Source organism: Streptomyces sp. NPDC017448 (assembly GCF_044330565.1).
In the GTDB taxonomy this organism is placed as follows: domain Bacteria; phylum Actinomycetota; class Actinomycetes; order Streptomycetales; family Streptomycetaceae; genus Streptomyces.
This window is the reverse complement of the sequence record NZ_JBIRLM010000017.1, coordinates 1-12,861: the sequence shown is the minus strand read 5'-3', so window position 1 is coordinate 12,861 and position 12,861 is coordinate 1. Positions and strand designations below refer to the sequence as shown.

Annotated in this window: 12 protein-coding genes; 8 read left to right on the top strand and 4 right to left on the bottom strand. The window is 73.1% G+C overall.

Annotation, left to right across the window (positions count from 1 at the left end):
* Positions 1-414: 414 nt before the first annotated feature.
* The gene (locus tag ACH4K1_RS24660; protein ID WP_398091576.1) at positions 415-1,860 is read left to right on the top strand and encodes a glyceraldehyde-3-phosphate dehydrogenase; all 1,446 of its coding nucleotides are present in this window, start codon (positions 415-417) and stop codon (positions 1,858-1,860) included.
* A 91-nt stretch (positions 1,861-1,951) separates the two neighbouring features.
* Here ACH4K1_RS24660 and ACH4K1_RS24655 read toward each other — a convergent pair whose 3' ends face one another.
* Both ACH4K1_RS24655 and ACH4K1_RS24650 read right to left on the bottom strand, forming a co-directional pair.
* On the bottom strand, positions 1,952-2,380 hold the full coding sequence (locus tag ACH4K1_RS24655) for a pyridoxamine 5'-phosphate oxidase family protein (RefSeq protein WP_398091574.1): 429 nt from the start codon (positions 2,378-2,380) through the stop codon (positions 1,952-1,954).
* A gap of 309 nt (positions 2,381-2,689) precedes the next feature.
* Complete coding sequence (locus tag ACH4K1_RS24650; RefSeq protein WP_398091572.1) at positions 2,690-3,895, bottom strand: MBL fold metallo-hydrolase; 1,206 nt, start codon at positions 3,893-3,895, stop codon at positions 2,690-2,692.
* Positions 3,896-4,050: 155 nt separating this feature from the next.
* Here ACH4K1_RS24650 and ACH4K1_RS24645 point away from each other — a divergent pair, with 155 nt between their 5' ends.
* Positions 4,051-4,692, top strand: coding sequence for a TetR/AcrR family transcriptional regulator (locus ACH4K1_RS24645; RefSeq protein WP_398091570.1), 642 nt, complete (start codon positions 4,051-4,053; stop codon positions 4,690-4,692).
* A 135-nt stretch (positions 4,693-4,827) separates the two neighbouring features.
* Here the strand turns inward: ACH4K1_RS24645 and ACH4K1_RS24640 are convergent, their stop codons facing one another.
* Both ACH4K1_RS24640 and ACH4K1_RS24635 read right to left on the bottom strand, forming a co-directional pair.
* Complete coding sequence (locus ACH4K1_RS24640) at positions 4,828-5,832, bottom strand: DUF6745 domain-containing protein (protein ID WP_398091568.1); 1,005 nt, start codon at positions 5,830-5,832, stop codon at positions 4,828-4,830.
* 92 nt (positions 5,833-5,924) lie between these two features.
* Entirely contained in the window at positions 5,925-6,251 is a 327-nt protein-coding gene (locus ACH4K1_RS24635) for a hypothetical protein (protein WP_398091566.1), read from the bottom strand.
* A gap of 175 nt (positions 6,252-6,426) precedes the next feature.
* On the opposite strand from ACH4K1_RS24635, the gene ACH4K1_RS24630 reads away from it, so the two are divergent.
* The 6 genes from ACH4K1_RS24630 to ACH4K1_RS24605 are packed head-to-tail and all read left to right on the top strand — an operon-like array spanning position 6,427 to position 12,765.
* Positions 6,427-7,380: an STM4015 family protein gene (locus ACH4K1_RS24630; RefSeq protein WP_398091565.1), complete on the top strand. Its 954-nt coding sequence runs from the start codon at positions 6,427-6,429 to the stop codon at positions 7,378-7,380.
* A 13-nt stretch (positions 7,381-7,393) separates the two neighbouring features.
* Complete coding sequence (locus tag ACH4K1_RS24625) at positions 7,394-8,350, top strand: STM4015 family protein (protein ID WP_398091563.1); 957 nt, start codon at positions 7,394-7,396, stop codon at positions 8,348-8,350.
* On the top strand, positions 8,331-9,488 hold the full coding sequence (locus tag ACH4K1_RS24620; RefSeq protein ID WP_398091561.1) for an STM4014 family protein: 1,158 nt from the start codon (positions 8,331-8,333) through the stop codon (positions 9,486-9,488). The genes ACH4K1_RS24625 and ACH4K1_RS24620 overlap by 20 nt, the downstream gene beginning before the upstream one ends.
* 43 nt (positions 9,489-9,531) lie before the next feature.
* Entirely contained in the window at positions 9,532-10,443 is a 912-nt protein-coding gene (locus tag ACH4K1_RS24615; RefSeq protein WP_398091559.1) for an STM4013/SEN3800 family hydrolase, read from the top strand.
* Positions 10,440-11,840: an STM4012 family radical SAM protein gene (locus tag ACH4K1_RS24610; RefSeq protein WP_398091557.1), complete on the top strand. Its 1,401-nt coding sequence runs from the start codon at positions 10,440-10,442 to the stop codon at positions 11,838-11,840. The genes ACH4K1_RS24615 and ACH4K1_RS24610 overlap by 4 nt, the downstream gene beginning before the upstream one ends.
* A 7-nt stretch (positions 11,841-11,847) precedes the next feature.
* A complete protein-coding gene (locus tag ACH4K1_RS24605) occupies positions 11,848-12,765 on the top strand; it encodes an STM4011 family radical SAM protein (RefSeq protein ID WP_398091555.1) in 918 nt (305 codons plus the stop codon).
* Positions 12,766-12,861: the final 96 nt, after the last annotated feature.

Sequence of the window (12,861 nt, the reverse complement as noted above, 5' to 3'; positions counted from 1 at the left end):
GTGCCGGCGTCCATGCGGTGGCCCCTACGGTGGTCGGTCAGGCGCGGGTCATCGGTCGGGCAGGCCCGAACGACATGAGCCCACCGCTGATCACCGGGCACACACGGTAGTCGTCAATGTCGTATGCGCGACGGGCAGTTGTCGAACTTGCCCGCCATCCGTCCCACTCTGGTATGAGCCCTCGTACGCGCGCCCGATTGCCCCATCCCGGTCCAGGCCGCCCCCCGGCTGCCCCCACCGCCCCCCGGCCGCCACCCGCCGTCCCCCGACCATCCGCATGCTGGACATCACGAGCACGCCGGGCCGCTCCCCGGGGCCGCGATACGCGCCCTACTCGCAGGTAGGGCACCGCCTGAAGGGCCCGGGAAGCGTCCGGTTACCATATGAGCGCCGCCTAGCTCGAAAGATAAACTTGTGACTGTCAACGACGACTCGTTCACCAACTGGATGCACCGCGAGGAGATCGCGGAGTCGATGATCCCGATCATCGGGAAGCTGCACCGTGAGCAGGACGTGAACGTCCTGCTGCACAGCCGCTCCCTGGTGAACAAGTCGGTGGTCAGCATCCTCAAGACCCACCGCTTCGCCCGGCAGATAGCCGGTGAGGAACTCTCGGTCACCGAGACGATGCCGTTCCTGCGGGCGCTGACGACGCTCGACCTCGGCCCGTCCCAGATCGACATCGGCATGCTGGCCGCCACCTACCGGGCCGACGGCCACGGGCTCTCCGTCGAGGAGTTCACCGCGCAGGCCGTCGCCGGGGCGACGGGCGAGAACAAGATCGAGCGCCGCGCGTCGCGCGACGTGGTGCTGTACGGCTTCGGCCGTATCGGCCGCCTCCTGGCCCGTCTGCTCATCGAGAAGGCGGGCTCGGGCAACGGACTGCGCCTGCGGGCGATCGTCGTCCGCAAGGGCAAGGGACAGGACATCGTCAAGCGCGCCTCGCTGCTGCGGCGCGACTCGATCCACGGCCAGTTCCAGGGCACGATCACCGTCGACGAGGCGAACAGCAAGATCATCGCCAACGGCAACGAGATCCAGGTGATCTACTCGGACGACCCGACGGCGGTCGACTACACGGCGTACGGCATCAAGGACGCCATCCTGATCGACAACACCGGCCGGTGGCGCGACCGCGAGGGGCTGTCCAAGCACCTCCGGCCGGGCATCGCCAAGGTCGTGCTCACCGCGCCGGGCAAGGGCGACGTCCCCAACATCGTCCACGGCGTCAACCACGACACGATCAAGCCGGACGACCAGATCCTGTCCTGCGCCTCCTGCACGACCAACGCGATCGTCCCGCCGCTGAAGGCGATGGCGGACGAGTACGGCGTTCTGCGCGGACACGTGGAGACCGTCCACTCGTACACCAACGACCAGAACCTGCTGGACAATTACCACGACTCCGACCGTCGTGGCCGTTCGGCGGCGCTCAACATGGTCATCACCGAGACCGGCGCCGCCTCCGCCGTGGCGAAGGCGCTGCCCGACCTCAAGGCCCCGATCACCGGCAGCTCGATCCGCGTGCCGGTGCCGGACGTCTCGATCGCGATCCTCAGCCTGCGGCTGGAGCGCGAGACCACCCGCGAGGAGGTCCTCGACTACCTGCGCAACGTGTCGCTGGCCTCGCCGCTCAAGCGCCAGATCGACTTCATCAGCGCGCCCGACGCGGTCTCCAGCGACTTCATCGGTTCGCGCCACGCCTCGATCGTCGACGCGGGCGCCACCAAGGTCGACGGCGACAACGCGATCCTCTACCTCTGGTACGACAACGAGTTCGGCTACTCGTGCCAGGTCATCCGGGTCGTCCAGCACGTCTCCGGGGTGGAGTACCCGACCTACCCGGCCCCGGCGGTCTGATCCCCGGTACGCCACTCCGTACGGCGCCCGGTGTCCGGCAGGCTCTCCTGCCGGACACCGGGTGCCGTCGTGGTTCCCCTACCTCGCCGGCTCAGACCTGGCCGAGGTCCGAGCTGACCCACCGCTCGGGACGCATGGTGACCACCACCTGTTCACCATGGTGTTCCCAGGCGAAGTCCACATAACCCGCGACCTTCTCCGCCGGGAGGTAGCGGGCCGACATCTGCTCCAGGTCGGCGCGGGTGGCGGGCCTGGTGTCGACGGCGGGCCCCTCGACGGAGACGTACCGGATGGTCGGCTCCAGCCGGTCGACCAGCAGCGTGAACCGGCCTGCCGCGGAGATCAGTTCGGCCTTGCGCGAGGTGCGCCCGGTGAGGATGCGGACGTCGCCGCCCGGTTGGTACGCGTACCAGATCGGCACGCTGAGCGGGGCTCGGCCGTCCTCCCCCGACGCCACGGACAGGGCGGCGACATGGGGTTCGGCGAGGAACTGTTCGCGTTCTTCACGGGTGAGCGCCACGGCGCCCTCCTTCGTACGGGGTTTCGGGGACTGCTCCAGTCTGCCCCGCACGCCCCGGAGGCGACCGTCGGCCCGCGGTCGGCGTGTCCTGTGCGGGGCGAGGGGCCTGACCTGAGCGTCGCACGCCGGCCGCGGTGCGCAGCGCGGCGGCGGTGACGGCGGTGAAGGCCGCGGGCCGGAGCGCGTGGTGCCTGAACGGGCCGGGCCGCACGCCCGCGTCCTCCTCGTCGGAGCCGACGGGTGGTTGAGAAGATCCGCCGGGCCGGAGGAGAGGCACGCCGCGCGGCCCTCATCGCGTCGCGCGGCCGGTCAGCGCTCTCCGGCGAGGTCGAGGTCGCCCGTGGCCGCCGGTGCGGGGCCGGGACCGGCCTGGTCGGCGGGGAGAGGCCACGGCCGGGCGAGCGGGGACGACAGCGGCCGCCACCACGGCTCCACGGGCAGTATCCCGGCCGGCTCGAACGGTTCGCCCGGCCGGGGGAACGCCAGCGGCTGATCCGCCTCGTCACCCGCGTCCTTCGTCCACTCGGCGGGCTCCGCCCAGGCGTGCGGGGCCAGGTTGAACGTGCCCCAGTGGATCGGCAGCAGCACCCCGTGCGGGCTGCCGCCCTGGAGGTCCAGGTGGGCGCGCATGCCTTCGGCGGGGGTCATGTGGATGTCCGGCCAGTACTCCGAGTACGCACCGATCTGGATCATGGTGGCGTCGAAGGGGCCGTGCTCGGCGCCGATCTCCCGGAAGCCGGGGAAGTAGCCGGTGTCCCCGCTGTGGTAGATCCGGTGCTCCGGGCCCGCGACGGCCCAGGACGCCCAGAGGGCGTGCTGCCGGTTGCGCAGTCCACGGCCGCAGAAGTGGCGCGCGGGGGTGGCGGTGAGCCGGATCCCGCCGACGGTCGTGGTCTCGTTCCAGTCGAGCTCGCGCATGCGGTCGGCGGGGACGCCCCAGCGCTCCAGGTGGGCCCCGACCCCGAGCGGCACGGCGAAGACCGTGTCGGTCGCGGCCAGGGCACGGATCGTCGGCAGGTCGAGGTGGTCGTAGTGGTCGTGGGAGATCACCACCACGTCGACGGGTCCGAGCGCGGTCAGCGGCAGCGGCGTCGGGTGCAGGCGCTTGGGTCCGGCGAACGGGAAGGGGGAGCAGCGCTCACCCCAGACCGGGTCGAACAGGACGCGGCTGCCGTCGATCTCCGCCAGCACACTGGAATGGCCCATCCAGGTCAGCCGGAGCCCCGAGACGGGAGGCGCGGCCAGATCGGCGAGGGTCGTGGGATGGACGGGCACCGCGCCGTTCGGCGTTCGGCGGGCGCGCTGCTCCCTCTGGAAGTAGATCTTGGCGAATTCGACGGTGGACCCGGAGGGCCGCGTGCGGGCTCCCACCGAGTTCTGGAAGGACCCGTCGACGAAATGGGGCGAGCGGCGGATGCGCTCCATCCGCGCGCCGGCCGGGTCGGCTCCGAAGGGCTCGGTGCGCAGGGAGCGCAGTCTGGTACGGAGCGGAAGCAAGTAGTCAGCGCCGGTCACAACATCTCCTGAGGGAGTCGGTGTCGTCTCATTATGGTCGTGCTGTACGACAGGGCGACCAGAAGGTGCTGAACGGGGCAGTGGGTCCGGTCGGCGGGGGCGCCGGGGCGGGCGGGGCCGGGTCGCCGGCCCCGCCGATTCGTTAGGGTGGGCCGGTGGCAAGAGTCCGGTTGAACGTGGCGGAGCGTCGTGAGGAGATGCTGCGCGCGGCGGTCGGGCAGATCGAGCTCCGCGGGGTCTCGTCCGTGCGGATCGCCGATGTGGCCTCCGCTCTGGGGGTGAGCAACGCGCTCGTCCTCTACCACTTCTCGACCAAGGAGAAACTGGTCGCGGCGGCGTTCGCGTACGCGGCCGAGGCCGACCTCGCCCATCTCCGCAAGCTGCTGGCCCGCCGCACCTCCGCCGTACGACGGCTGCGGGCGGCCGTGCGGTGGTATGCGCCCACCGGGCAGGCCAAGGGCTGGCGGCTGTGGATCGAGGGCTGGGCGGCGTCCCTGCGCCACCCCGCCCTGCGGGAGGTCGCGGGCGACCTCGACCAGCGGTGGAAGGCGGAGCTGGCCCAGGTCATGGCGGAGGGCGCCGCCGCCGACGAGTTCCGGTGCGAGGATCCGCGGTCGGCGGCCTGGCGGCTGACCGCCCTGCTGGACGGGATGGCGGTGCAGACGATCTCGTACGCGGGCCCGCTCTCCCGGGCCACGATGCTGCGGTGGACCGATGAGGCGCTCGCCCGCGAACTGGGTATCGACCTCGCGGCCCTGACCGGCTCCGCCGTCGCGGACGCCCCGGACGCGGGCTGAGCGGTCGGCCCGCGGGACCGGCGGGGCGACGCCCGGGCGGTCGGTCTTCCCCCGGTCCTGGCCCCGGCCCCTCCGGCTCCGCGGCGTGCGCCGCCCCTGCGCCCCGCGCCGCCCGCGCACCGCCGTCCCGGCGGCTCAGGTCTGGCGCAGCGGTGCGTAGGCCGCCCCCTCCAGTCCGAACGTCCAGGCGACGCCGTCCTTCGCGGTCCGGGTGGCGGGCGGCACGCGCAGCCAGTACGTGCGGTACGTGCCGTCCGGCTCGGGGGTGGAGTTGACCACCTCGACCATCACCACGTCCTCGTCGCCGTCGAGCGCGATGCGCCAGAGGACGCCCGTCCCGTCGCGGTGGACGGGCTCGGCGCCGGACTCGGTGAGATAGCGGTCGTAGCCGTAGTACTCCAGCATCACGCGGCGCAGCTCCGCGTTCTCCTCGGCCCGGATGCGCTCGGGGGTGAGGGAGGACAGCTCGGCCAGGAAGGCGGCGGGCACGGGCATGCCGCGCCAGGCGTGCAGGGCGAAGCCGTCCCCGTACGCGAGGGCCGGTCCCTCGCCGTGGTCGAGCCGGCCCGCCTCGTCGCGGTGGAGGACGTCGGGCCGCTCGGTGATGACCACGGCGTTCTCGTAGGGCCACCACCAGCCGGCGTTGCGTGCCACCTCCGCGAGGCCCGCCAGGCGGTCGCCGCTCCCGTCGAACGCCGCGAGCCAGGCGGCGTCGTGCTGGCCGAGCACCGCGTCCAGGAGCACCAGGCGCACGGCTCCCTCCTCCTCGGGTCCGGAGGCCAGGTCGGCGACGACCCCGGTCCGTATCCGCTCGGCGAGCGCGGCCGTCGTCTCCCAGAGCTGGGCGCCGGTGGCGGACCAGAGCGCCGACCAGCCCGCCGGGCCCAACTCGTCGTACATCCGGCGGCGTTCCGCGGCCCACGGGCGGGTGCGGACCTCCTCCCGCACGGACCGTCCGACGCCTGTCAGCTTCTCCACCGTCTCGACGGCGGCCCGGGGCGACGCCGCCCAGACGACCCGGTCCGGCGCGGCCAGTCCGGCGGTGCGGTAGGCGCGCTGCACCCCTGCCTCGGCCGCCGCCCGGTCCGCCCGGCCGGTCGCGGCCGCCACGTTCCGCCAGGTTTTCACGTCACTGCTCATCTGCTGTCCCCGTTCCCTGCCGTGCTCGCTCCGCACGGTGTTCGATGTGGCTGTGCCGGTCGGAATGGCGCGTTCGATCGCGTCGGCAGCGGTCAGTCCGCCACGACGCGGACCGCGCCCGGCGCGTACTCCCGCTGGCGCACGACGCGGAACCAGCCCTTGGGGAGCGGGATCACCGCGTGCTCCTCGTGCACCACCCGCCCGCCCTCGGGGAGATGGAGCAGCATCGGACCGAACGGCCCGGCCTCCCGGATCAGTCGGCCGGGGCCCTGCACGGCGTGGGCGTGCCCGGTGACCTCGCCCAGCGCGAGCACCAGCCGGCCCCGTGCGTCGCGCAGTTCCCCCGGAGCCTCCAGGTAGGGCGCGGGCACCGCCGACTCGTCCAGCTCCATGATCAGTACATCGCCCTGGCGGTACACAGACGTCTCCCCTCGGCCGCGGCACCCGCTGTGCCGCCCATGGGAAAAACGCTAGGGGCAGGGTCTGACAACGGACCGTCGCGACCGCCGGAACGGATCCCGGTCGCGGCGCTGTCAGTGCGGCTTGATAAACCTTGCGGGCATCAGCCGTCCCCACGATCAGGAGCTCAGGGCCATGTACGGTGCGCAGCATCTGCACGAGTTCGGCGGCCTTCCGGCCGTCGACTTCCAGCACCCGGCCGAGGGGGGTTCCCGGCCCGCCGCGGACGCCGCGGCCTGGCGCGTTTCCGTCGATCCGTACGGCGACGACGACCGGTCCTGGGAGGAGGAGTTCGCCGCGTTCCTGGAGGCGGTGGACCCGGCCCGGGTCCGGGCGCTGATCATCGGCCAGTGGGGCGAGGCGTACGAGGAGAAGTCCTCGGTCCCGATCGACCTGGTGATCGCGGCCGCCGGCCGGCTGACCGCGCTGGAGGCGGTGTTCGTCGGCGATCTGGAGGCGGAGGAGGCCGAGATCACCTGGATCGAGCAGTCGGACGTGACGGCGCTGCTGCGCGCCTTCCCCGCGCTGACCGAGCTCGGGGTGCGCGGCGGCACGGACCTGGTGTTCCCGCCGACCCGGCACGAGCGGCTGCGGTCGCTGACCGTCCAGGCGGGCGGACTGCCCGTCGAGGTGGTGCGCGGGGTGCTGGACAGCGAACTGCCGGCGCTGGAGCGGCTGGACCTCTGGCTCGGGGTGTCCGCCTACGACGGGAACACCGGCGTCGCCGACCTCGCGCCGCTGCTCTCCGGCACGCGTTTCCCCCGGCTGAACCACCTGGGCGTGCGCAACAGCGAGATCCAGAACGAGATCGCCGCCGCCGTCGCGTCGGCTCCGCTCGTCGCCCGGCTGCGGGTGCTCGACCTGTCGAACGGGACGCTGGGCGACGAGGGGGCGGCCGCTCTGCTGGAGGGTCAGCCGCTGACCCACCTGGAACTCCTCGATCTCCATCACCACTTCCTCACCGAGGCGATGGAGGAGCGGGTCCGCACCGCGCTGGAGCCGCACGGGGTGCGCGTCGACCTCTCGGAGAGGTGCGAGCCCTGGGGCGACCGGGGTGCCGCGGGCCGCTACACCGCCGTCTCGGAATGAGGAGCACATCAGCATGACGTATATCGACATCGAGCATCTCGACCGTTTCCACGGGCTGCCGGTCCACGCCCCGGCGCCGTCGTCCGGGGCCCTGCCCGCCGCCGACTCCGTCGCCTGGCGACTGGCGTGCGACGAGGACGAGGACGAGGACGAGGACTTCGCCACCCTGTGGGAACAGTTCCTGGAGACGGTGGACACGACCCGGGTGCGGGCGCTCGTCGTCGGCCCCTGGTGGAGCGAGGACTACACGCCGTTCGCCCCGGTGATGGAGTTGATCGTCGCCCACGCGGACCGCTTCCCGGCCCTGCGCGGGCTCTTCCTCGCCGATGTGGTGGGTGAGGAGTGCGAGATCTCCTGGCTGCGGATGTGCGACGTCACCCCGGCGCTCGAAGCGTTCCCGCTGCTGGAGGAGTTCGCCGTGCGCGGCTGCGGTCAGGAGGGCCTCGCGCTGCGTCCGCTGCGCCACACGGCGCTGAAGTCGCTGCGTTTCGAGTCCGGCGGGCTGCCCGGCGGGCTGGTACGGGCGGTCACCGCGAGCGAACTGCCCGCGCTGGAGCGGCTGGAACTGTGGTTCGGCAGCTCGTGGTACGGGGGCGACGCCACGGTCGAGGACGTCCGGCCGATCCTGGCGGGCGGCCTGTTCCCCCGGCTGCGCCACCTGGGGCTGCAGAACAGCGAGCTCCAGGACGAGATCGCCGCCGCCGTGGGATCGGCGCCCGTCGTCGCCCAGTTGGAGTCCCTGGCGCTGTCGATGGGAACGCTGAGCGATACGGGCGGCGAGGCCCTGCTCAACGGGCAGCCGTTGAACCACCTGGCCCTGCTCGACCTGCGCCACCACTACCTCACCGCCCCGGTGGTGGAACGGATCAGGACGGCGTGCGCCCCGACCGTCGTCGAGGCCGGCGAGGCCGAGGAGGACTACGCGGACCCGGACGACGAACCGGAACGCTATGTCGCGGTCGGTGAGTAGCGCCGGGGACGGGCCGGCACCGCGTTTCGCGGTGGTCGGCAATCCGGACAACCGCCGCGTCGCCTTCTTCGAGGAGGCCGTGCGGGGCGCCGGCCTGCCGCCGGCCCGGGTCGTGCCCTGGCTCCAGGTGCTGCGCGGCGAGGCGGAGTTCCGTCCCGGCGAGAGCGTACGGATCGATTCGCCCGGTGAGGACGCCGAGGTGGAGCGGATGCTGCGCGGAGTCGACGACCCGACCCGGGTGGAGGGTTCCGCCCGGTGGTACGCGCGCTTCACCGCGGCGGTGGAGGCCGTGGCGGGTGCGGCCTCGGCGGCGGGGGCCGAGGTGCTGGGCTCCCCCGCCGACATCGCCGTGCTCTTCGACAAGCGGCTGTGCCACGGGGTGCTCGACCGCGCGGGGGTCCCCGTGCCCGCCTCGCCGACGTCGGGTCCGGCGGCGGCCCCGGTGCGCGGCTGGTCCGACGTGCGGGCGTCGCTGCGCGAGCACCGGATGCCGCGGGCGTTCGTGAAACTGGCGCACGGCTCCTCCGCTTCGGGGGTGCTGGCGGTGGAGACGGCGGGGCCCGGACGGGTCCGGGCGAGCACGTCGGTGGAGCGGGACGCTTCGGGCCGGCTGTTCAACTCGCTGCGGGTGCGGCGCTACACCTCGGAGGCGGAGGTCGGCGCGGTCGTGGACGCGCTGGCCCCGGACGGGCTGCACATCGAGCGCTGGCTGCCGAAGGCGTCGCAGCGGGGACGGGCCGCGGACCTGCGGATCATGGTGGTCGGCGGCCGGGCGACGCACGCCGTGGTGCGCACCAGCAGGAGCCCCATGACCAATCTGCACCTCGGCGGCGCGCGCGGCGACCTCGACGAGGTCCGGGCCGCCGTGGCGGCGGCGGGGGGCTGCTGGCGCGAGGCGCTGACGATGTGCGAGCGGGCGGCGGCCTGTTTCCCGGGGACGCCCTGCGTGGGCGTCGACCTGCTGCCCACGGCCGGCTGGCGGCGCTTCGCCGTCGGTGAGGTCAACGCCTTCGGCGATCTGCTGCCCGGACTGACCGGTCTGCCGGGCAGCGGCGCCGAGGGCCTGAACACCTACGCGGCGCAGGTCGCCGCCGTACTGGACCGAGCGAGGAACCACCGTGCAGCCACCGCTTCCTGACCCCTGCCCCGCCCGCCCGCCCGAGCGTTCCGAAGGGCCCGACATGGGCGAGGTCGTGGGCAGTCACGATCTGCTCCTGGTCACGCTGGACACGCTGCGCCACGACGTCGCCGTCGAGCTGGCGGCCGCCGGGCGCATCCCCCACCTCGCCCGGCACCTGCCCGGGGGCGTCTGGGAGGAGCGGCACGCCCCGGGCAGTTTCACCTATGCCTCGCACCAGGCGATGTTCGCGGGGTTCCTGCCGACGCCCGCCTCGCCCGGCCCGCATCCGCGGCTGTTCGCGGCGCGGTTCGCGGGGAGTGAGACGACGGCGGACGGCACGTTCGTCTTCGACACGCCGGACCTGGTGTCGGGGCTGGCCGCCGAGGGCTACCGCACGGTGTGCATCGGCGGGGTCGGCTTCTTCAACCGCCGGGGGCCGCTCGGTTCCGTCCTGCCCGGGATGTTCCAGGAGAGCCACTGGGAGCCCGGGTTCGGCGTCGCCTCCCCCACCTCGTTCGAGGAGCAGGTGGCCCGGGCGGAGGAGGTCGTCGCGGCGCTCCCCCGCGAGCAGCGGTTGTTCCTCTTCGTCAACGTCTCCGCCCTGCATCAGCCGAACTGGTTCCATCTGCCGGGGGCGACCGGCGAGGCGGGTGACTCGCGCGCCACGCACGCGGCGGCCCTGGAGTACGTGGACCGGCACATCGGCCGCCTCTTCGCCGCGGCGAGCAGCCGCCGCCGGTGTTTCGCCATCGTCTGCTCCGACCACGGCACCGCCTACGGCGACGACGGCTACACCGGTCACCGGCTCGGCCACCCGGCCGTGTGGACCGTTCCGTACGCCCACTTCTTCCTCGAACCGCCCGAACCGGCCGGGCCGACCGGACCGCCCGGGCCCCCCGGACCGACAGAACCGACCGGTCCGGCCGCACCGGCCGCACCACCCGTACCGCACGAGCCGGGGGCCGCCCGATGACCACGACCACCACCGCCACCGCGTCGGCCCCGTCCCCGCTCCCCGCCGTCCGGCCGTACGAGAGCTACGTCTACGCCTATCCGCACAAGACGGCCTACCGCCCGCTGGAGGACCGCCCTCGCCTGCGGACCCTGTGGGCGGCGGAGCCGAAGGACGCGCTCTCCCTCTACCTCCACATACCGTTCTGCGAGGTCCGCTGCGGCTTCTGCAACCTCTTCACCCGGATCGGCGCGCCGGAGGAGCTGACGGCGCGCTATCTGGACGCGCTGGACCGCCAGGCCCTGGCGGTGCGCGAGGCGCTGGGCGACGAGGAGCCGGTGCGGTTCGCGGCGGCGGCGTTCGGCGGCGGTACGCCGACGTTCCTCACCGCCGGGGAGCTGGAGCGGCTCTGCGACACGGCCGAGCGGCGGATGGGCGCGGACCTGCGCTCGATACCGCTGTCGGTGGAGACCTCCCCGTCCACCGCGACGGCGGACCGGCTGGCGGTGCTCGCCGACCGGGGCGCCACACGGATCAGCATCGGTGTGCAGAGCTTCGTGGACGAGGAGGCGCGGGCGGCCGTCCGTCCGCAGCGCCGCGCCGAGGTGGAAGCGGCGCTCGGCCGGATCCGCGAGGCCCGGATACCGGTGCTGAACATCGACCTCATCTACGGCATCGACGGGCAGACCGAGCGCACCTGGCGCACCTCGCTGGACGCCGCGCTGGCCTGGCGGCCGGAGGAGCTGTACCTGTATCCGCTCTACGTCCGTCCGCTCACGGGGCTGCACCGCCTGGGCGGCCCCGCGGCCGGTGCTTCGGCGCGGGCCGGGGAGGAGGCCGCCTGGGACGAGCAGCGGCTGCGGCTGTACGCGGTGGGGCGCGACCACCTGCTGGCTCACGGCTACGAGCAGGTGTCGATGCGGATGTTCCGGCGCGCCGACGCCCCCCGGGAGCAGGAGGGGCCCGAGGACTACGCCTGCCAGACCGACGGCATGATCGGCCTGGGCTGCGGGGCCCGTTCGTACACCTCGGCCCTGCACTACTCCTTCGACTACGCGGTGGACATGCGGGAGATCCGGTCGATCATCGACCGCTTCACCGCCGCGGAGGACTTCTCCCGGGCCGAGGTCGGCCGGTACGTCGACGCGGACGAGGCCCGGCGGCGGCATCTGCTGCAGTCGCTGCTCCAGGCGTCGGGGCTGCCGGTGGCGGAGTACCGGGCCCGGTTCGGTACGGATCCGGGCGCGGACTTCCCGGCCGAGCTGGCCGGGTTCGCGGCGCGGGGCTGGCTGGACGCCTCGGCGCCGGAGGGCCTGCTGCGGCTGTCCCCGTCCGGTCTCGCCCACTCCGACGCGCTGGGCCCCGCGCTGTTCTCCCCCGGTGTGCGGGCCGCGATGGCCGCGTACGAGCGGAAGTGACCGGGCCGTGGACCTGACGATCCTCTACCGGGGCCCGCTCGCCTCGTGCGACTACGACTGCCCCTACTGCCCGTTCGCCAAGCGGCGGGACAGCCGTGCGCAGCTGACGTCGGACCGGGAGGCGCTGGAGCGGTTCACCGGTTGGGCCGCGGAGCAGACCGGCGACCGGCTGTCCGTGCTGTTCACCCCGTGGGGCGAGGGGCTGGTGCGCTCCTGGTACCGGCGGGCGCTGACCGAGCTGTCGCGGCTGCCGCACATCGGGCGGGTGGCGATCCAGACCAATCTGAGCGGCCGTACCGCGTGGCTGGCGGAGGCCGATCCGGAGCGGATCGCGCTCTGGTGCACGTACCACCCGGGGCAGACCCCGTACGAGCGGTTCCTGGGCAAGTGCCGGGAGCTGTCCGCGCTCGGCGTCCGCCACAGCGTGGGGGTGGTGGGGTTCGAGGCCCATCTGGAGGAGGCGCGGCGGCTGCGGGCGGCCCTGCCCGCGGAGGTCTACCTCTGGGTGAACGCCGCCGAGGGGCACACGTACACCGACGAGGAGGCGGCGCGGTGGACGGAGCTGGATCCGCTGTTCCCCTACAGTCGGGAACCGCACCGTTCGGCGGGGCTGCCCTGCCGGACCGGCGAGTCGGTGATCTCGGTGGACGGCGAGGGCACGGTGCGGCGCTGCCACTTCGTCAAGGCGGAGCTGGGCAACCTCTACGACGGCAGCTACCGCCGGGCGCTCGGTCCGCGGGGCTGTCCGCTCGCCGTGTGCGACTGCCACATCGGCTATGTGCATCTGGAGTCGCTGCCGCTGTACGACGTGTTCGCCGGCGGCGTCCTGGAGCGGATACCCGCCGGGTTCGGCGCGGGCGCGCCACGGAGCGGGCCGACCGTGCCGAACCCGTCCCGGCGTGCGCTTCCGCTGCTGGGGCCCTGAGCCTAGTAGTGCTTCGTTACCTTGAGTGATCTTGCCTGGTGGTGGGCATCTTCGAGGTGTGAAGCTGAGGGATGTCGAGCGGTTCCGGGGCGAGTT

Coding starts and splice junctions, on each gene's coding strand:
- ACH4K1_RS24640 (WP_398091568.1), bottom strand. CDS start 5,832: ATGAGCAGTGACGTGAAAACCTGGCGGAACGTGGCGGCCGCGACCGGC.
- ACH4K1_RS24630 (WP_398091565.1), top strand. CDS start 6,427: ATGTACGGTGCGCAGCATCTGCACGAGTTCGGCGGCCTTCCGGCCGTC.
- ACH4K1_RS24625 (WP_398091563.1), top strand. CDS start 7,394: ATGACGTATATCGACATCGAGCATCTCGACCGTTTCCACGGGCTGCCG.
- ACH4K1_RS24620 (WP_398091561.1), top strand. CDS start 8,331: ATGTCGCGGTCGGTGAGTAGCGCCGGGGACGGGCCGGCACCGCGTTTC.
- ACH4K1_RS24615 (WP_398091559.1), top strand. CDS start 9,532: ATGGGCGAGGTCGTGGGCAGTCACGATCTGCTCCTGGTCACGCTGGAC.
- ACH4K1_RS24610 (WP_398091557.1), top strand. CDS start 10,440: ATGACCACGACCACCACCGCCACCGCGTCGGCCCCGTCCCCGCTCCCC.